At 71.4% G+C, this 17,150-nt stretch carries 20 protein-coding genes; 3 read left to right on the forward strand and 17 right to left on the reverse strand.

The genetic code is table 11. From position 1 onward, the window contains the following. Nucleotides 1-1,647 (reverse strand): MobF family relaxase (mobF, locus tag AB0G16_RS36380; RefSeq protein ID WP_362815236.1); only part of this gene is annotated, 1,647 nt, incomplete at its 3' end. Between the two features lie 614 nt (nucleotides 1,648-2,261). On the opposite strand from mobF, the gene AB0G16_RS36385 reads away from it, so the two are divergent. Beyond that, complete coding sequence (locus AB0G16_RS36385) at nucleotides 2,262-2,498, forward strand: winged helix-turn-helix transcriptional regulator (protein WP_362815238.1); 237 nt, start codon at nucleotides 2,262-2,264, stop codon at nucleotides 2,496-2,498. Between the two features lie 121 nt (nucleotides 2,499-2,619). On the opposite strand, the gene AB0G16_RS36390 is transcribed toward AB0G16_RS36385, so the two are convergent. Continuing rightward, nucleotides 2,620-3,996, reverse strand: a complete 1,377-nt coding sequence (locus AB0G16_RS36390) for a hypothetical protein (RefSeq protein ID WP_362815240.1) — start codon at nucleotides 3,994-3,996, stop codon at nucleotides 2,620-2,622. Between the two features lie 158 nt (nucleotides 3,997-4,154). On the opposite strand from AB0G16_RS36390, the gene AB0G16_RS36395 reads away from it, so the two are divergent. Beyond that, a complete protein-coding gene (locus AB0G16_RS36395; protein WP_362815242.1) occupies nucleotides 4,155-4,295 on the forward strand; it encodes a DUF6245 family protein in 141 nt (46 codons plus the stop codon). Between the two features lie 305 nt (nucleotides 4,296-4,600). Here the strand turns inward: AB0G16_RS36395 and AB0G16_RS36400 are convergent, their stop codons facing one another. Further along, nucleotides 4,601-4,903, reverse strand: a complete 303-nt coding sequence (locus tag AB0G16_RS36400) for a hypothetical protein (protein WP_362815245.1) — start codon at nucleotides 4,901-4,903, stop codon at nucleotides 4,601-4,603. A gap of 541 nt (nucleotides 4,904-5,444) precedes the next feature. Between AB0G16_RS36400 and AB0G16_RS36405 the strand changes: the two genes are divergently transcribed. After that, nucleotides 5,445-6,086 carry a hypothetical protein gene (locus AB0G16_RS36405; protein WP_362815247.1) on the forward strand — a complete coding sequence of 214 codons (642 nt, stop codon included), beginning with the start codon at nucleotides 5,445-5,447 and terminating at the stop codon, nucleotides 6,084-6,086. 78 nt (nucleotides 6,087-6,164) lie between these two features. Here AB0G16_RS36405 and AB0G16_RS36410 read toward each other — a convergent pair whose 3' ends face one another. The 14 genes from AB0G16_RS36410 to AB0G16_RS36475 all read right to left on the reverse strand — a co-directional run. Next, nucleotides 6,165-6,395, reverse strand: a complete 231-nt coding sequence (locus AB0G16_RS36410; protein ID WP_362815249.1) for a hypothetical protein — start codon at nucleotides 6,393-6,395, stop codon at nucleotides 6,165-6,167. Between the two features lie 291 nt (nucleotides 6,396-6,686). Continuing rightward, nucleotides 6,687-8,315 carry a hypothetical protein gene (locus tag AB0G16_RS36415; RefSeq protein ID WP_362815251.1) on the reverse strand — a complete coding sequence of 543 codons (1,629 nt, stop codon included), beginning with the start codon at nucleotides 8,313-8,315 and terminating at the stop codon, nucleotides 6,687-6,689. A gap of 700 nt (nucleotides 8,316-9,015) precedes the next feature. Continuing rightward, nucleotides 9,016-9,402, reverse strand: coding sequence for an RRQRL motif-containing zinc-binding protein (locus AB0G16_RS36420; RefSeq protein WP_362815253.1), 387 nt, complete (start codon nucleotides 9,400-9,402; stop codon nucleotides 9,016-9,018). Beyond that, on the reverse strand, nucleotides 9,399-10,142 hold the full coding sequence (locus AB0G16_RS36425) for a hypothetical protein (protein WP_362815255.1): 744 nt from the start codon (nucleotides 10,140-10,142) through the stop codon (nucleotides 9,399-9,401). Before AB0G16_RS36425 ends, AB0G16_RS36420 begins: the two co-directional genes overlap by 4 nt. Continuing rightward, the gene (locus AB0G16_RS36430; RefSeq protein WP_362815257.1) at nucleotides 10,142-10,960 is read right to left on the reverse strand and encodes a hypothetical protein; all 819 of its coding nucleotides are present in this window, start codon (nucleotides 10,958-10,960) and stop codon (nucleotides 10,142-10,144) included. Before AB0G16_RS36430 ends, AB0G16_RS36425 begins: the two co-directional genes overlap by 1 nt. 75 nt (nucleotides 10,961-11,035) lie before the next feature. After that, a complete protein-coding gene (locus tag AB0G16_RS36435; protein ID WP_362815259.1) occupies nucleotides 11,036-12,193 on the reverse strand; it encodes a Pycsar system effector family protein in 1,158 nt (385 codons plus the stop codon). Between the two features lie 165 nt (nucleotides 12,194-12,358). Beyond that, nucleotides 12,359-12,766, reverse strand: a complete 408-nt coding sequence (locus AB0G16_RS36440) for a hypothetical protein (protein WP_362815261.1) — start codon at nucleotides 12,764-12,766, stop codon at nucleotides 12,359-12,361. A 236-nt stretch (nucleotides 12,767-13,002) separates the two neighbouring features. Next, the gene (locus tag AB0G16_RS36445; RefSeq protein WP_362815263.1) at nucleotides 13,003-13,656 is read right to left on the reverse strand and encodes an NUDIX domain-containing protein; all 654 of its coding nucleotides are present in this window, start codon (nucleotides 13,654-13,656) and stop codon (nucleotides 13,003-13,005) included. Further along, nucleotides 13,653-13,853 (reverse strand): hypothetical protein, encoded by a 201-nt coding sequence (locus AB0G16_RS36450; RefSeq protein WP_362815265.1) that lies wholly within the window; start codon nucleotides 13,851-13,853, stop codon nucleotides 13,653-13,655. Before AB0G16_RS36450 ends, AB0G16_RS36445 begins: the two co-directional genes overlap by 4 nt. Continuing rightward, nucleotides 13,850-14,647 carry a M48 family metalloprotease gene (locus tag AB0G16_RS36455; protein ID WP_362815267.1) on the reverse strand — a complete coding sequence of 266 codons (798 nt, stop codon included), beginning with the start codon at nucleotides 14,645-14,647 and terminating at the stop codon, nucleotides 13,850-13,852. The genes AB0G16_RS36450 and AB0G16_RS36455 overlap by 4 nt, the downstream gene beginning before the upstream one ends. A gap of 105 nt (nucleotides 14,648-14,752) precedes the next feature. Continuing rightward, nucleotides 14,753-15,025: a hypothetical protein gene (locus AB0G16_RS36460; RefSeq protein ID WP_362815269.1), complete on the reverse strand. Its 273-nt coding sequence runs from the start codon at nucleotides 15,023-15,025 to the stop codon at nucleotides 14,753-14,755. Between the two features lie 38 nt (nucleotides 15,026-15,063). Beyond that, nucleotides 15,064-15,231 (reverse strand): hypothetical protein, encoded by a 168-nt coding sequence (locus tag AB0G16_RS36465; RefSeq protein ID WP_362815271.1) that lies wholly within the window; start codon nucleotides 15,229-15,231, stop codon nucleotides 15,064-15,066. Between the two features lie 46 nt (nucleotides 15,232-15,277). Then, on the reverse strand, nucleotides 15,278-16,489 hold the full coding sequence (locus AB0G16_RS36470) for a hypothetical protein (RefSeq protein ID WP_362815273.1): 1,212 nt from the start codon (nucleotides 16,487-16,489) through the stop codon (nucleotides 15,278-15,280). Nucleotides 16,490-16,525: 36 nt separating this feature from the next. After that, nucleotides 16,526-17,150: DNA translocase FtsK (locus AB0G16_RS36475; protein WP_362815275.1), on the reverse strand; the 625-nt coding region annotated here is incomplete at its 5' end.

The following is a 17,150-nucleotide window of genomic DNA, read 5'->3' on the forward strand; positions in this document are numbered from 1 at the left end:
GGTCTCCAGCGACAGGGCGATCGCCGGGCCGTCGACGACCGCGACGCCTTGGCCGCAGCGCTTTCGGGTGATGTGCAGGACCTGCTGTTCGGCCTGGAGGATGTCGATGCTGGTGTAGCGGGTCGCGTTGACCAGGTGCCTCATCCCCGCGTCCGGCAGGCGCACGGCGGGCCCGTGGGTCAGCACCTCCTCGGTCAGCGCGTGCAGGTCGGTCAGTTCGGCGACGCCATCGGGGCAGGCATCGGCGACGGCGGCCAGGACGTCGGCGTGGCTGACGGTCTTGCTGTGCGCGGTCAGCCCCTCCTCAGGGCGCCAGATCCACACCGCGATCTCCCGCGCGCTGGGCCGCTGCGGGAGGCCTTCGCCGGGGCGAACGCACCGAGCCAGCACGTCGGCGGCGTCGACGCCGTCAGCTTGGCATTGGGCGTGCCAGTCGCCGCGCCGGTCCCCGTCCAGCAACGGGTTCTTAGCCTGACGGCTGGCGGCGCTGGCCACCTTGCGCGCGTGCGAATGGGCCTCGTCGTAGGCCATGTCGCATGCGGCCAGCAGCTCCCTGATCTGGCCGTCGCGCTTGGAGAACCGGGCACGCATCTCCTCGTCGACGCCGACGACCTCCCACGCGCCGGTGCGCGCCTCGCGCTCCCAGCGCACCCCGATCTCTTGGGTCAACCGGCGCCGGAGGCGGGCCTTGAGGAAGGCGTCAGCGGCGTGGGCGTGGCGGTGCAGATCCTTGCCGCCGGCCGCCACGGCCGACCACTTCCCGTCGGTCCCGCGCGCCATGTTGGCGATCTGGATGTGGGCGTGCAGGTGCGGATCGGGCATGTGCCCGTCGACGGGCCGGGCGGTCTGGTGCCACATCACCCACCCCAGCAGGCCGCCGGTGGCCGCGCGCTCGGCGAGCCGGCCGTCGCCCTGGTGGCCACGCTGGGCGTAGGCGACCCACCCCTGCACCGCGCCGACGGTCTCGACGACCGACGCGGCGAACACCTCGTCGACCACCGCCGAGACGGCCGGGTCGGCCAGGCCGTGCAGCACGCTGACGCTCTTGGCAACGTCCACTGTGAGGTCATAGCCGCGGTTACCGACGCGCACCCGCGCCTGGCGCCAGCGCCGCGCGAGCGCCAGCTGCTCGGCGTCGTAGACAGCCGCCAGGTCGATCCCGGCCGCCGTGGCGAGGCGGCGCGCGTCGTCGTAGGGGATCACGTACGCCTCACCCCGGCGCCGCACGCCGCGCTCCAGGCGCCCCGCGCGCTTGGCCATCTCCGTGTTGCCGGCCACCAACTCGGCGACGCCCGCGTCGCCGCGCTCAGCCGCGGCCTTCTCCAGCTCCTGCAACAGCGGGCCGCCGGGCAACATCGCGCGCGGGTCGACGGCCTGCTTGGCCTTCATCAGCACGTGGCCGGTGTGCGGGTGACGGCCGTCCATGATGTTGCGGGCCGCCTCGTGCTGGTCAGCGGTGAGCGTGCTGCCCGGAGTGATGCCGATCTCACGCAGACCGTCCCCGATCCACATCAACGGGCGGTCACCGGCCAGCCGGTAGGAGATTTGGCCGTCGTCCTGGCCGCGCACGAGGTGATGGCTCTGGCACCCGGCGCCTTCGTGCAGGCGGTAGTCGACCTGCGCCATGGACGGCCCCAGCGTGCTCACCCACGCCACCCCTGACCACCCCCCACCATCAGCCCAGCTCAGCCCCGGTCCGTCCGGCCGAAGGCCGTCCGTATCGCCAGATACCTTGGTCCAAGATCCTTCTTTGTGATCTTTTGCTCTGTCAGGAGTCTGACAAATGGGAACTTGTGGTGTCTATGGTTCTGGCCTTGATTGATGCTGGTTTCTGATGCCTCTGGTGATTTTCTGATCTTGTTTCGCTTGTCGTCTTTGGTTGTCAGGCCGTGTGGTCCTTGCCGCTTTCCCGGCTCGTCCCCCGCGGCCTGTCCGGCCGACGCGCGGGCGACTGTCCAGTCCGCCGACCGAGCGTCAGCGAGGGAGCGGACTTGACCGGCGGCAAGCGTCGGCCACGCTGTCGACCGGGGAGCGAGGCGGCCCGCTCGGCGCCTTGTTCCTCACCCCTGGGATCGCTGCGGCTCTCGGTCGTGGTTCATCGGCCCTGCCGCGTTGTGGCGGTCTTTGTGTGAGTCGCTCAGCCGGATTCCCGAGGGGAGCTTGCAGACACCTCCGGCCGGGGCGCCACATCGAGGGCACGGCACCCGGCGGACCCACGCCCGCTTGGCTCCAAGCTCCGCCTGGAAACGCACGAGATCCTTTTGCCGACCACCCCTGGGATCAGCGCGACCAGCCTCAACGACCGGCTGAGCGATCTGAGTGGCCACGGCCTGGTTGTGCGTCACATCTTCGCGGGCCCGCCGATGAGCACCTGGTACGAGGCGACCGAGGCCGGCGCGATCGTGAGCGGCCTGTTGTGGACGTTGGCCGAGACGAAGCGCTCGGCCAGTCCGCCTCCGCCAGGAGAACGTGCCTCGACGGAGACGGGCGGCGGATGATTTTCGGCCGGCTGTTGGTGATCCGGAGACCGGCGATGAAGGCGTCCACCGTGCGCGCCGGTGCTCCGGTGTCGTGCAGGGTCTGGGCGCTGACCCTGCACAGCCGGTACGTGCTCTTCCCTTATGCGCTGGTGTTGGGGGCGAAGACGCGGGCGAGGAAATCGTTGAGGGTCGCGGCGTCGAAGGAGCTGTCGAGGGATAGGGCGGTGGCGATCGAGCGTTCGCTGACCTGTCGCGGGATCTTCATCTCCAGGGCCTCGCCGGTGATCTGGTCGATCGTGCGGGCGGCGAGAGCCGGGTCGTGGCGGATCAGCCAGGCGAGTGTGCGGGCGACGGGCCGGGTGATGCCGTAGAAGGCGTGGTCGGCTCCGATGGCGTTCTGGTTGTCCCTGCCGCTGGCGTACTCGTGCAGCACGGCTTGGCGGACGGTGACGGCGAGGTCGTGGATGCCGACCAATTTGGGGACGCTGGCCGCGACCTCCCAGCTGAGGGTTTCTGCGACTTCGCGGACGGAGTCCTGGGTGCGCCAGCGCAGGCTCCATCGCTTGCGGAAGCCCGGCCGCTCCCACAGGTGGGAGAAGAAGCTCCGGCTGAAAGTGGTCCACACCTCGGCGACGCCGGGCGCCAGGGTGTGGCCGTCGTGGTCGCCGGCCACGGCCGCTTTCACGCTGTCGTCGGAGCGGTTGCGCTGTTCCACCCATTCCTGGGCGACGACGCGGGCCCACAGGTTGCGGCCGCCGACCTTGACCTGGGGCAGGGGCAGGTCGCCTTCGCCGCGGGCGATGTAGGAGCGCAAGGTGGATGCGGCGATCCCGGCGAGTTCGGCGACCTGGACGGGGGCGAGCAGTTGGTCGCCGCTCAACTCCGGCGCCATCACGCTCACCACCGCTTCGTCGAGGCCTTGGCCGCCGCGGGCTTGAGCCCACAGGGCGAGGTGGTCGACCCAGTCGCGGACGGGCGGGGCATCACCGCCCTGGTCGATGCTCAGATCGTCGATCTGCAGGACCGTTGCCCGGGTGGCGTCACCGCCGTGCCGCAGAAGGTCGGCGGCGGTGACGGACGCCGCGCCGGGGACGGGCCGCTCGTAGTACTTCTCCTCGGCGAAGTCGTAGACCTGGCCGGGCCGAAACCAGGTGGTGCCGTCCCACCAGTAGCCGCCCGCCCGAAACAGCAGGGCCCGAGGGGCGTCGTGCAGGTGGACCTGGTGGACCGATGCGGCGTCATCGTCGCGATACAGCACGACGGAGTGACCGTGGGCGGGGTGGTGGCGCACCGTCCAGGCCAGGTCGGTGCGACCGGGGTCGGTGGTGAAGGCGAACCAGCCCTCATCGCAGTCGTCTTCGCGCCCCCACATGTTGTTGCCCTTGCTGCGGCCGATCGCCTCGATGGCCGCGGGATCGTCCAGCGACAACAAGGAGTCGTCGACGAAGGGAAGGTCGGGGATCGGGTGGTCGGTCCGCAGGCCGTTGGCGACCGGGCGGTAGGTGAACTGGGACACGCTGTATCTCCGTTCAACGCCGTTGCTGTAGTAGTAATACAGCAGAACGGTTTGATCGTTACACAGCATTTCGCGAATAGGTTGAGGCGATGCTCGCCAAGAGCGCCGCCGCCGGGCACCTGGCGGCCGCGCATCATGAGTAACTGGCGAGCGCGGGCGTGGCTGATGACGCCGAGAAGCTGGTGGGGTTCCTGCGCTGGCAGGCGTTGCGGGTGTCGATCCCGCTGCGCCTGGTCGCCCAGGACCCTTCCACCGGGCCGATCCCGCTGGCGGCCGCGCACGCCGCCGAGGGGCTATAACAACTGCTGGACGTGGCCGACGGAACTTAACCTGACCATTAGCTAGTCAGTGGCAGGACCTCGCGGACGGCTTGCCTGGGCGACCGCTCGTCGTGCAGGCCCCTCTGCGACGGGTGACGGCAGGCGGCCGCCACAGCGGCTTCCGGCGACTACCCGGCATTGGAACGGCCAGTCACGGTAGACGAGCCCGCCGGGCTTCTTATCGTGACTGGCCGTTCAGGTGCTGATCAAGCCCTGTGTAGTACTCGTTCAGGGCTCGCCCTCATGGGTGCTTACCGCTTACCGCTTGGCGTGCTGGTAGAGGTTCACTGGCAGCCGGTGTAGTCGAGGTAGCCGGGGTACATCATGGCCAGCTGGCCACCGCCGAGGTAGATCTTGCGCCAGCCGTTGCTGGTGTTGATGTTCATGACGTTGCTGTTGGGGCCCGTAACGGTGTTGCCGGCCGCCTTGTCCTTGAGGAAGACGCCGTCGAGGGTCCACACGCCCGCGGGGGTGGAGTTGACCCGGTAGATGTTGACGGTGCAGCTTGAGGCCTGCGCCGTGCCGCTGCCCGCGATGACCGTGGCCGCCATGGCGGCGGCCGCCAGGATCCCCTTGGTGATTTTCATTCGTTGTGCTCCTTGCGCGTTGAGGAGAACCGGCTGTTCTCTTCGCGACTGAAGCTTTGCTGAGACATTTGCCACCACGGAAGTGTCAGGAGATGGGCCGGATGCACAGGGGATCGAAAAGATTGCAGGTGGCAAGGGCGGCCAAGTGCCAGTGGCAGCCATCTCCTGGCACCAGATAAGAAACTCCGGACATTCGGATTCGGCGAATCCTTCCGGCCGCGGAGCGAAAGCCGGTAGTAATCCCTGCGTGGATGACATGGATCTTTCAGGACCCAGCGCGAGTCACGCCGATACCGGGACACCCTCTCCAGCACAGGACGACACCACGCAACAGGAGGCTGCCGGACCTGGCGCTGGAGTGGCACCCGAGGTCGTCGCCTTATGGGCACCCGTTCTTCCCCATTGGCCGCCGAAACTGGCCGGACATTCCCTGCGTAACCAGGCCAAGGCCAGGGGCATCACCATCCGCGCTGGACGTGGCGCGATCGACGGCTGGAAGGAGGGCCGATCGGTCCCCAAGCACTTCAGCGACTATCTGGCGGTGGTGACGTTCTTCTCACTCCACAACACCCGTGATGACTGGGAGGAACTCTACAAGGCGGCCAAAGAGGCCAACCATCCGGTGAAGAGACGACGCGCCTTCGCGGCCGCCAGAGCCTTCATCGCAGGCAAGAGGGACGCGGGTGGCGCGCTGGTGCCACTTCCTCGATCAGGGGTACTGGTGCTTGTCGTGCCGCGGCCGGTGCTGCCCTTCACCAAGACCGCAACCGGCAGGTCCAGAACCTCGGCGGCCCGGGCGGCCGGTTATGTGGCAGCCCTGATAATCGCGGCCGCAGCGGGCGGGATGGTCGGCTGGTTTTTCAACGGGAACGGCGACCCCTCCTCACCTCAGGTCGGGAGCCCCCCTGCCTTTTCACCCACTAACGCTGCGTCCCCTACGCCCCAACGGTGCAGCCGCTACGAGATCACGGCCAAAACGCTCGGCTTGCGCGATCTCCACAACGAGTTCACCGGCGTGTTCATCTACAGGACCGAGAAGGTCACCGTGGAGAACCGGAACACTCCAGACGGAGTGAAGCCCATGTGGTGGGTCACCACCGACCCCTCTCCCACACGAGAGGTCCGGTCCGGCTGGGTTCGCCCCGACCCCGCCTTCTGGAAAATGGCCTGCCCCACCAACTGACACCCCGCCACTGCGACTCCGGCCCTGGGGGCGGGCGGGTCGCTACGGCGGGTCGACCGGCACGGCGCCATCAGCCCCTCACTGACCGGCGAATCGGTGAACGTTATCGTCGAAGACCTTCGTGACCAGGTGGTTAAGGTAGGTGCGGAAGGTAGCGCGGCCGAACACGCGGGGGCTCCCTGTGGCATCGTCGACGACTCCGCGCCCGGCCGTTTGCCGTTCCTTGTTGCCGTAGTTCACCCACAACCACGAAGAGCGGCCGGGTTCGCGCCTCTGGATCACGTAAGCGTATTGGCGACCGGAGGTCATGCTTTCGATGATGAGCGGCCTGTACCTGATGCGCCACTGGAGCTGTGGCGATGACGCGCAAAACGAAAATCTACGTAGTAAAGGCACCTGGATCGCACTGGCCTGCTGGACAGCACCGTCGCGATGCTGTCCCGCTCCTCCATATCCGACACACAAACACAGATCTCCTCATCGGTGCTGAAAAGCCCGGCCGTGTGCGGCGCTGTGGGGAGGGCGTGGGGTGATGGGTGTGCGACGCGCTTGCCTTTACAAAGTAGATTCCCCGGCGCCGGTGGGCCCTGATGGTCGGCGTCATCGGGTTCTGCTGCCGTCCTGGCGGCGGCCGGCCGTCATCTGAACCAGCCAAGCGCGCTGAACGGCGACGGCGACCGGGGCATCGAGAGGGAGGCGGGACTCGCGGGGGCTTGTCCTGAAGATGTGCGGCAGGGCGTGGCGATCGAGGACCTCGCGCTGAAAGACCTCCTCCGGCTCGGTAGCGCTCGGCAGTAGGCCGTGATCCCCCTGCTGCGCGATCGCGGCTGCGGCCGCGGTACGGCGCACCTGGCGGGCCTTGCGGGCTTGTCGGCGTTGCATCGCGGCCAGGGCGCTGGGGCTGCTGGCGGCCAGGTGCGCGCGCGCCGCGGCCGCCGCGGCGGCCGGGTCGGCGGCGCGGGTGGCGACGGCGGCCGCGCGCCGCTGACGGGCCTCAAGCGCCGCCGCGGTCGCGGCGGCCCGGCGCTCGGCGCGGGCCTGGGAGGGCGAGCGGGCCGGAAGGCCGGCGCTGGTCCAGGGGGCCAGGCGGTAGCGGATCCACCCGGGCACATATGAGGGGTCGCTGGTCAGCGTCCAGGCACTGCCATTAGGGCGGTGGTCCAGGCCGTGCAGCACATCGTCGGCCGTCCAGCCGGCGGCGAAGAAGGGTCGCAGGATCGAGCGCAGGTGCCGTGCCGACAGGCGCCGCAAGATCACGCTGTGGAACCGCAACGCCTGGGCCGCGCGCAGCATGTCCATCTTCGTTCCCGGCGTTGCGGCCAGCGACCACGTCCACGCCGTGCCGCCCGCACCCGGCCGCCCCTCGGCGCCCCCAGCGACGGCGCGATCTTTGCCCACGGCGAGATGATCATGCCTCGCGCGCGCACGACGCGCGCCCGCGTTACGGGGATGTGGATCTTCGTTGGTTCTCTCTAAGAGAACCAACGAGGGGGGTCGTTTTCCGTCCCCAGAATCACTCGCACCCGCAGCGGGCACCACCTGGTTCCTGGAAGGGCGGAGCGTTGTGCCGGTCGGCCGAGCTGGCGAAGGCGAGGGGGGCTGTGCTGCTTCTGGGACGTCGCCCGCGGCGGGTGCGACCTCAAGGGCCCCGGCGGCAGGCGGCGGGGGGCTGGGTCGCGGTGAGGGCTGCAGGGAGGCGGGGATCATCAGCACGTACTCGGCGCCGAGGTTGGCCGCGCCGTCGTCATCGAGACCGCCTCGGGTGCCGGGGCGAAAGCGCGGGGTGGAGCCGGCCGTGACGGTGCCCAGGAAGCCGGACTCGCGCAGCCAGCGCAGCCATTTTTTGACCGCGCTCTCCTTCAGCCCGGTCCGGCGCATGATCAGCGCCCGGGTCGGGATCGAGGTCCACACCCGCCCGGCCATCTCGCTGCGCCGGGCGCGCCACATCAGCACCCGTGCCACCGCGCACACGTTGCGCCAGCCATCGGCGCGCAACGCGCCCAGGTCGGGGTGGGCCTGCACCGCGCGCAACCACACGCGCTGGTCGCCGGCCGCGACCGCGCCGCCGACCAGGCTGGACGTGGCCGAAAGAGCGGCCGCGATCGCCTCGCGCGTCAGCGCCTCGCAGGCAGCGCATTCGCTGCCGCGTCCTGCCCCGTGAACAGGGCAGCCATGAAGATAGTTGGCCTCACGGCCCGGCGTGTCGTCGCCAGAGCGTAGTGAGCTCAACGCCTGGCCTGCTATGGTCGTCCCCAGACGTGAATAGACACGCCTAACCCGCTCAGCTCATTCGGGCCGCCAAACCACGGAGCTGAACGTTCAAGGTGTGTCGTGTGAAGTTGTCTCCTGGGAAGCGCCCCCGCTGGGGGCGTTTTCTTTTTGCCTGAGTGGCTCCTGAGGTTTAAAGCGGGGTATTCAGACCCGCATCCTTCCACGATCTCTGAGTGCGTGGGGGCTGACGCGCCCGTGGTTCCTGCGGCGTGTCGCGTTCCGTGGTCGCATTCGCGCACGAGAGTGAGCAGACGACCCATCGACGTCCACAAGCGGACACCCACCCACCAGAAGGCCCCTACCGGCCTGACTTCTGGGCCGAACCTCCTTCTTGACTCTGTCAGTTGATCTTTGTCAGAACGTTCTGGGGTACAGGATGGCAGATTCGGGGCACATGCGCGCAATGCGACACCAGATATGTCGAGCCGCGCGCCTTCACCGAACCCCGAACTAGGCCTCACCTGAGCGGCGATGGGCGCGTTTTCGCTGGTAGAGCGGAAACAGTGTCGGTTTTGGCCCGCTTGGAAGAACGCTGAGGCGTCGGCGGGCGAGGCGGCACACGACCGGGGGAACTGTGCGGCCTCGTCGACCGGCGCCAGGTGGCGCGCGGCGCTGTCCCCGCCCGCGCGGGGCGAGGACAGCGTCAGGGTGCGGATGGTCATGCGGTCAGGCCCCAGCCGTGACAGGGCAGGCAGGCGCCGTAGCGGGTGGGGATGCAGTAGGACTGCTCGGTGCCGCAATCAGGACAGGTACGCCGGGCCCGCATCGCCTTGCCCAGCGCCTGCAGCTGCGCCGTCGACGGCGTGCGACGCGGCTTGGCGGCCGCGACGTCGTACAGGTAGGCGACCGCGACGCCGCCGGCCGCGCGGCGCGAGCGCCACATCACCTGCGCGCACGGCGCCTGACCACCGGGCCGAAGCCCGGCGGCGCGTAGCTGGCGGCGGGTGGCCAGCCCGTCCGGGGCAAACCGCCAGGGGTAGGTGGGCAGGCCGCCGAACTTGCGCCCGGTGGGGTCGTAGAAGACCTTGCGCTGGCGGCGGCTCATCGAACCTGCCCCGACGTCGCGGCGCGCTCGGCCTGGCTCTCGTCGTGGATCTGGTCGACCGGGGGGTTGGACGCGGGCGGGCTCAGGTGCGCGGCCAGGGCGGCCAGGACCTGGCACGGTGCGGTGATCGTGCATTCGGGCCGGTAGTAGCCCGCCTGCTCGCCGGATTCGTACTGCAGGCTGCACGCCGGGCACACGGCCATATGCAGGCATTCACATGAGTCGTCACACTGGACGTCGTCACACTCCCAGGGGCGCGCCAGTACTGGTGCGTGCGCGCTGAGGTGGGCCAGCAGTTCGACGACGCCGTCGTCCAGGCCGCCGGCGCCCGGCTGCTGGGCGGCGGTGATGATCGTCTCGCACGTCCGGCGCGCGATCAGCGGGTCGGGCAGCAGCCGCGCCAGCGTGCCGGTCGGGGTCAGCGCGTCCAGCTCGCGCGCGATCGCGTCGGGCCCGGTGTCGGTGGCCACGTACCAGGCGCAATACGGGCACACCCGCATAGGGCCGTTCCAGGCGCGCGGCGGGGTGTTCCGGTCGTAGGCGTCGAAGACGACGGTGGGGATGGTGACGCGGATCCCGCAGAGCGCCATGCTCACCTCCACGCCCTGAGCGTGAGCGCGTGCCGCGGAGTCGCGGGGGGTGGCGTGCATGCCGGTGCGCGCCACGCCGGCGATGAACGGCGCCGCGAGCAGATCGATCAGCGTGGACGGCGTGGTGGCGGTCGTGGTGATCTCGTTCATCAGGCGGCTACCTCCTGGGTGGTCGACGGCTGCCTCTGACCGGGCGCCGGGCGCCCGGCCCGCGCGGGCCGGGCGGACTGGGCGGGCTGGGCGGCGCGCATGGCGTCGATGACGTGGTCGGGGACGTAGCGGCCCGACACCGGCAGGGCCTTGCTGTGGCCGTTGGCCTTGGCCCAGGCGCGGGCCTCGGAGGTGGAGTAGTCGACGCCCGGCTGGTAGCGGCGCCCCGATCCAGCCGGCCCCTCGGCCGATCCCTTGGCCGTGCCCGCCGTGGTGCTCGCGCCGGACCGGGCGCGGCGGCGGCCGGCGTGGCGGTCGTGGCGGTCGATCGTCTGGCGGGCCTGGCGTAGTTGCTCCTTGGCCAGCTCCAGCCGGGCGGCCAGCCGTTCGATCTCCTCGCTCGCCTCGGCGGCGACCTGCTGGGCGCCCACCAGGTCGGCCTTGGCGCGCTCATGGGCGATCAGGTGCTCGCGCAGCAGAGCGGCGTCGTGGCGCAGCCGCGCCAGCGCCCGGCGGACCTTGGGCGCGGCGCAGGCCTCGGCCAGGGCCAGCAGCTCGGCCAGATCGGCCCGGCCGATGGCCTGCACCTGGCGGGCGTAGTAGGTGGCATCAGGGCTGTAGGCGATGCCGTCGGTGTTGATCAGCATCCGGTGGCGGGCGGCGAGCTTGCGGATCGCGGCCGCGGGCCAGGTGGTCGCGTCGCTGACGGCGGGCACCGGGGTGCCTCGGCGCAGCAGGGCGAGCACGTGGGTCTCGCCGTCGGTGGCCGGCAGGATCGCGGGCGACACCTGCACGGACGCAGAAGGGGTGGTCGTCATGGAAGGTCCTCATCTCTCGTCTCGGGCCCGGTCCCGGCCGCCCCGCGCGGGGCGGCCGGGACCGGGCGGTGCGGCCTACAGCAGGCTGGGCAGGCTGACCACGACGACGGCCAAGGCGAGCAGCATCAGGTCGGTGGCCACGCGCAGGCGCCGGTACTTGGCGCGGACGATCTGCGAGAGCCGGATGACGTCCTTCGCTCGGCGGGTCTCGGGGTCCTGGGCCAGGACGGCCAGCAGCTCCTCGGCGTCGTCGGCCTCGGCGTGGGCGACGAACCCGGTGCCGCCGGTGCCCCCGCTGCCGGTGCGGGGCAGGGAGGGGCGGATGACGGTGAGCACGGTCGCGGCCGCGGCCGCCAGCAGCGCCACCGCAGCCCCCAGCCCGACCCGGCCCGCCGGCAGCATGCCCGAGGCCAGCACGCCGAGGCCGAGCAGCACGCTGGCCGCGGTGCCGGCCACGCTCAGCAGCAGGCCGGCCTTGGTGTCGGTGCGCGCCAGCTCGGAGCGCGCGGCGGCCGCCTCGGCGACCAGGTCGGCTGCGCCCTCGGCGTCGACGCGCTCCAGACGGGCCGGAACCGGTCGCCGGGTGGCCGAGACGGAGGCCGGAGCACGGTGCCAGGGCTGCTGGGGGTGGGCCTGCTGCCACGACAGCGCCACCGCCGGCGCGGTCAGGTAGGTGGCCCAGTCGATCGACGCCTTCTCGCCTTCGGCCATCGTGATGACGTCGGCCGTGATCAGCCACTCGACCCACACCGGCGCGATCCCGGGGTCGGCGGCGAACTCAGCGTCACTGAGCTGCAGCGAGGCGTACAGCGCGGTGCGTGAGGCACGCTCCGTCAGCTGCTCGGCGGTGTAGCAGCGCAAGGTCTGCAGCTGCTGGATACCGAGAGCCTCGAGGTCGACCCGGGCGCGGAACAGGTGCCAGTTGTGCCCGTCGGGTCTGTCGCTTCCGGCCAGGCGCTCGCAGTGGTCGCCGCGCCAGGTCGAAGTCACCAGCTCCAGGCCGGTGAGCGTCAGGCCCAGGGCCTCGGCCACCAGGGCGCGGGCGGCCTCCTCGGGGCTGCGGTAGGAGTCGACGTGCCCGGTGAGGCCGGTGAGGCCGGTCGCCGAGGGCAGCATCAGCCACCGGCCGGCCCCGGCATCGAGCAGGATGCCGACGCGACGGTTGTCACACCGGGCGGCGGTGGGGGAGACCTCCGCCGAGGCGGCGCTGAGCGGAGAGGTGTACAGGTGCATGATGGTGGTTCCTGTTCTGGATGGGATGGGATGGCGGGCACGCCCGGCGTGGAAGGTCTTGGTCGGATTGCCATGCCGGCGCGTGCCCGTTGAGCGGGGTGGTCCCGGACGGGGAGCCCCGGACCTTCACCCGGCGCCCGGCCGGGTGAGGATCCGCAGCCACCGTCAGGCGACCCGGTTGTCCGGTGTGTCGCCCCGAGCGGTCGGGGTGGCGTTGAGCGTCTCGGTGTAGTCGCAGACCGTCGGCCTGGACTGCTTGTGCTCGTCGGCGTGCTTGTTCGTGGCTCTCCGGGCGGCGCGGGCGGTGAGGTAGTTGCTGCCGGTCCATCGGCAGCAACCGCACCGCCAGGCGTAGCCGTCGCGGTAGGGGTTGGCCCACACGTCGATGCCGAAGCCGACCACGACCGTCCCGGTGGGGATCTCGACGGTCGCGGCGAGCTCTTTCAGCAGCGGCTGCAGCGCCGCCTGGTTGTCGTGCACGGCGCGGTCGAAGGCGGCGCGGGCCCTGTGCAGGTCTCGGTCGTGGAGGGCGGCGGCGATGTCGTCGGCCACCTGGGCGAGCGAGGCGGTCATGGCGTTCCTCTCACGGTGCGGGTCACGGTGCGGGCTCTGGACGGGCGGCGGGGCGGGTCTTCTACGTGCGGGCTGGGCAGTCGCAGCCGGGGTGGCCACACCAGCCGCTGGCGTTGGCCCAGATGCGGTCGTAGATGGCCCAGCCGCCGGGTTTGGCGCCGCCGGTGTGCGCGGCGTTTTGGTGCCCGCACCGCTGGCAGGGCGCGGCGAGTTCGGCCAGGGACGGCGCCACCGGTTCACCGCGATCTGCCGAGCAGCTCGGCGAGCAGGGTCCGGTGCGCGCGAAACACCTGTCCCTGGCGGCGGCCCAGGTCAACGACCAGGGACGCGTAGGTGTCCGCGCGCACCCACGCGGCCGTCTTGGCGTCGTCGGCTCCTCGCACGCGGGGAAGCTGGGCCACCTGGCCCAGGTCGACGGTGGCCGGGGTGGTCACCATCCACGCCTCGTCCGTCGCCCGGGGGCCGGGCACATACCGGGCGGGCAACACCCGCCAGCGGGCGCCCGGCAGGATCAGGCCGCTCTCTTCGGCCAGCTCGCGGATCGCCGCGCTCAGCGGCTCCTCGCCGGCCTCCAGGAACCCGCCCGGGAGCACCCAGCCGTGATCGTCGTCCCGCTCGATCAGCAGCACCCGCCGACTACCGGCGAAGGAGAGGGTGACGACGGCGTCGGCGGCCTGGCCCTCGCCCCAGTGGCCCAGCTCGCCGCGGCCGCGCTGGATACCGGTGGGGGCGAACGGGTTGACCGGGCGGCCGCCGACGACGGCGAAGGCAATCGCGGCGACGCTCTGGCGGGCGGCCCAGTCGATCTGAGCCGGATCCGTGCACGGGTCGGCCCAGCCTTCCTGGACTCCTTTGCCCAGGACGTCGGGGTGGGTGTAGTCGCGAATCACCGGGCCCCCCTTGCCGACCGGCCACCGGCGCCGTTGGCGGCACTGTTGGCGGCGGTGGTGACGAGCTGGTGGCGCATCGCGCGGGCGGCCGGGTCGTTGCCGTAGGCGTACTGCGCGGCCGCCGATCGGGCATCGACGGTGGTGATGCGCCCGCAGCAGTCGCAGGAGATCGTCTCGGTCAGCAGGTCGCCGCTCATCGCACGCCCCCGAACCAGGCAGGGGCCCGGCCGCCGGCCAGGACGCGCAGCCGGACGGCCGGGGTGGGGTGGCTGGAGGTGAGCCGGCCGACGGTGCGCTGCCACAGGCTCGGGGCGGCCAGGGTGGCCAGCGTGGCGGCCACGATCGCTGTCCCGTCACGGCCGGCCTGATCCAGCAGGCGCGCGGCATACAGGTCGGCGTCGCACTCCTGCAGCCGGATGACCTGGGTGGCCAGCAGGTGGTTAAGGGCGGCCACGGCGGCCAGGGCGATGACGAGCCAGGCGGGCAGGTGCGCGGCCAGGGCGAGCAGCGCCCCGATCCCGCACCCGGTCGCAAGGCGCCGCCAGGGGGGCGACCCGTTCAGGTGGCCCAGGGCCTGATGGGCGATCTCGTGGGCCAGGGCGCCCTGCAACCGGGTGCGGTGCTGGGGGGTGAGCAGGTCGGCGCCCAGGCGGATCTGGGGGGTGGGCAGGCAGGCCATCGTCACGGCCTCGGCGCCGGTGCCGACCGCGTCGTCGACGACGATGACGAGCGCGCCCGGAAGGCCGGCGGCGGCGCGCAGCGCGGCCACCAGCTCCACCGTCTCGGCCGAGACGGCCGGGGGAACCGGGGTGGCCGGGGTGGTGCCGGCAGCGGGCGGGGACGTGGTCGACGGCGCGGCCGCGGGGCCCGCGGTGGCCGTGAGGGTCCCGGCAGGGGTGTAGGTGGTGCGTACCGAAGCGGGGTCGAACGGGGCGAACGCGCGGGGCCGAGAGCCCGGTGAGGGCTGGGTGGACGGGGTGGTGTGCGTCATGATGGTGGTGCCTTTCTGCTCTGCACGGGGAGATGGGTGAGCGGGCGCGCCCGGCGTGGTCCTGTCTTGGCGGATTGGCCACGGTGGTGCGCGCCCGTCCCGCTATCAGCAGCCCGAGGCGTCGTCGTCCTGGGCGTCGGAGGCGTCGGAGTCGTCGGAGTTGTTCTCGACCGGCTCCGGCGGCGCCTGGCCGTCGTCTTCGGAGCCGTCGCGGTAGGAACCGTCGGTGATCGGCTCGGGCGGGGAGATCGCCGAGACGGCCGTGGTGGCGGCGCAGGCCGTCGCGCCCTCGTCGCACGTGGCGGCCACGCTGAGCGCGGTCGCCAGGGTCAGCACGATGACGATGGGGCGCAGGGAGAACTTCTTCAGGGATTTCATGGCGGGTGTGTCCTTTTCGGTGGGTGGAGCGGGAGTGGTCAGGGCTTGGGGGTCTGCTGGGGGGTGGCCCCGGTGCAGGTGAGGGCGGCCTGGATGAGGGCGGCGGCGGACGTCTTGCCCTTGCCGACCTGGTCGCCGCTGCGCAGGTGGGCGTCCCCGGTGACCGGGAAGAGCTGGATCCGGGCGGTGGCGGGGTTGTTCTTCATGGGTGGGCCCTTTCGAGTGGTGGTGAATCAGGGGTCGGGGGGTAGGTCAGCGCCGGTGCCGGCACGGTGCCGGGGCCAGGCGCAGGTAGCACAAGCCGGTGATGGCGAACACGGCGAGCAGGGCGATCGTGAGTGCGGCCGGGGCGCCGGTGAGGGCGGCGGCGAACAGCGCGACCATGGCCATCCCGAAGGCGGTCCGGGCGCGCACGGCCGTGCGGGGCCAGACGGGGTAGCCGCAGACCAGGCAGGAGCCGGTGAGCGCGGCCATCGTCGGGTGGATCGGGTCCGGCGCGGTGGCGGGCCGGGCGGGGAGCTCGTCCTGGCGCGTGACGGCGTCGCGTCGGGCGTCTCGGGCGCGCTCGGCCTGCAGAGCCGACCACAGGGCCAGTGGCGCGGTCGCGGAGACGTTCGGGATGAGGAGGGCCTTGAGCGCGGCGGGGTCGGCGACCCGGTAGCCGGTGGCGGTGTCGTAGGCCAGCAGGCCGGTCACCACGCGCTCGCCCAGGCGGGCCAGCAGCCAGGTCCACGACTGGCCGGTGGCCGCCAGCACCCCGTCCAGGTCCGCGGCGCAGAAGGGAGAGCCGTCGGCCCACAGCACCAGCGCCAGGTGCAGCGTCTCCTCGTCGGTCCATGTGCGGCCGTCGGTGTAGATCCACGTGGTGAGAGCCGACAGGCGTCCGGCGAGCTCGGCGGTCTGCGCCTGCGCTTCCGCCTCCTGGAGGGTGCCCGTCTCGATCTGCGCGTACAGCTCCGACAGCGTCACGGCGAGCTCGGCGAGCTCGTCGCGGAACCGGTCGTCGCGGAACCGGTCGTCGCGGAACCGGTCGTCGCGGAACCGGTCGTCGCGGCCGTGCAGGGTGCGCAGCTTGCTCAGCTCGGAGTAGATGCCGTTCAGCCGGTCGTACCAGAAGCAGGTGCGGCTGGCGCACGGGGCGACAGAGGCCGAGTCGATCACCTCGGGAAGGGGCAGGCCCGGCGCGTAGGTGTAGCGCACCGCCACCGCGACGTCGGGGCCGACGCCGCACAGGACGCGCTTGGCGGCCTCGACCTGGCGCTGCAGCTCGGTCAAGGTGAGCCCGGACAGGCCACCGGCCAGGGGAACGCCATCGGCGGCGCCACCGGGCAGGGCGATCCAGTGGCCGTCGTGGTAGGTGACCTGCATGGTCAGGGTCAGGGCGTCGGTGGGGGTCGGCGTTTCCGGGGCGGGCGTGGAGAGCTCCTCGCTGGCGGCAGAGGCGACGGGGTGGGTGGCGGTCATGGCGGCGGTGCTCCTTCGGATCCGAGGGCGGGGAGGTCAGGCGGCGGACGCGCGCAGCTCGTCCAGCAGCTCGTCCAGCTCGGCGGGGGTGATGTGCACCTCGCGGGCCTTGCTGCCGTCGGCCGGGCCGACCACGCCGCGGGCCTGCAGCAGGTCCATCAGCTGGCCGGCCTTGGCGAAGCCGACTCGCAGCTTGCGCTGCAGCATCGAGGTGGAGCCGAACTTCGTGGCCACGACCAGCTCGGCCGCCTGGATCAGCAGCTCCAGGTCCTCGCCGATGTCGTCGCCGATGTCGTCGCCGCCCGCGGTCGGCGCCGGGGTGGTGAGGTCGGCGATCTGGTCGGCGGTCACGGCGTGCTTGCGGCAGTGCGACACGATCGCGGCGATTTCCTTCTCGGAGACGAACGCGGCCTGCAGCCGGGCCGGGCTGCTGGAGCCCATCGGGGCGAACAGGGCGTCGCCCTGGCCGATGAGCTTCTCGGCGCCGGGGGCGTCGAGGATGACGCGCGAATCGGTCAGCGAGGAGGTGGCGAAGGCGAGGCGGGAGGGCACGTTGGCCTTGATCAGGCCGGTGACCACGTCCACGCTGGGCCGCTGGGTGGCGACGACCAGGTGGATGCCGGCGGCGCGGGCGAGCTGGGTGATGCGGACGATGGAGTCC

Source organism: Streptosporangium sp. NPDC023615 (genome assembly GCF_040640155.1).
In the GTDB taxonomy this organism is placed as follows: domain Bacteria; phylum Actinomycetota; class Actinomycetes; order Streptosporangiales; family Streptosporangiaceae; genus Streptosporangium.

Coding starts and splice junctions, on each gene's coding strand:
- AB0G16_RS36435 (WP_362815259.1), bottom strand. CDS start 12,193: ATGCACCTGTACACCTCTCCGCTCAGCGCCGCCTCGGCGGAGGTCTCC.
- AB0G16_RS36430 (WP_362815257.1), bottom strand. CDS start 10,960: ATGACGACCACCCCTTCTGCGTCCGTGCAGGTGTCGCCCGCGATCCTG.
- AB0G16_RS36420 (WP_362815253.1), bottom strand. CDS start 9,402: ATGAGCCGCCGCCAGCGCAAGGTCTTCTACGACCCCACCGGGCGCAAG.
- AB0G16_RS36440 (WP_362815261.1), bottom strand. CDS start 12,766: ATGACCGCCTCGCTCGCCCAGGTGGCCGACGACATCGCCGCCGCCCTC.
- AB0G16_RS36460 (WP_362815269.1), bottom strand. CDS start 15,025: ATGAAATCCCTGAAGAAGTTCTCCCTGCGCCCCATCGTCATCGTGCTG.
- AB0G16_RS36425 (WP_362815255.1), bottom strand. CDS start 10,142: ATGAACGAGATCACCACGACCGCCACCACGCCGTCCACGCTGATCGAT.
- AB0G16_RS36455 (WP_362815267.1), bottom strand. CDS start 14,647: ATGACGCACACCACCCCGTCCACCCAGCCCTCACCGGGCTCTCGGCCC.
- AB0G16_RS36410 (WP_362815249.1), bottom strand. CDS start 6,395: ATGACCTCCGGTCGCCAATACGCTTACGTGATCCAGAGGCGCGAACCC.
- AB0G16_RS36465 (WP_362815271.1), bottom strand. CDS start 15,231: ATGAAGAACAACCCCGCCACCGCCCGGATCCAGCTCTTCCCGGTCACC.
- AB0G16_RS36470 (WP_362815273.1), bottom strand. CDS start 16,489: ATGACCGCCACCCACCCCGTCGCCTCTGCCGCCAGCGAGGAGCTCTCC.
- AB0G16_RS36450 (WP_362815265.1), bottom strand. CDS start 13,853: ATGAGCGGCGACCTGCTGACCGAGACGATCTCCTGCGACTGCTGCGGG.
- AB0G16_RS36400 (WP_362815245.1), bottom strand. CDS start 4,903: ATGAAAATCACCAAGGGGATCCTGGCGGCCGCCGCCATGGCGGCCACG.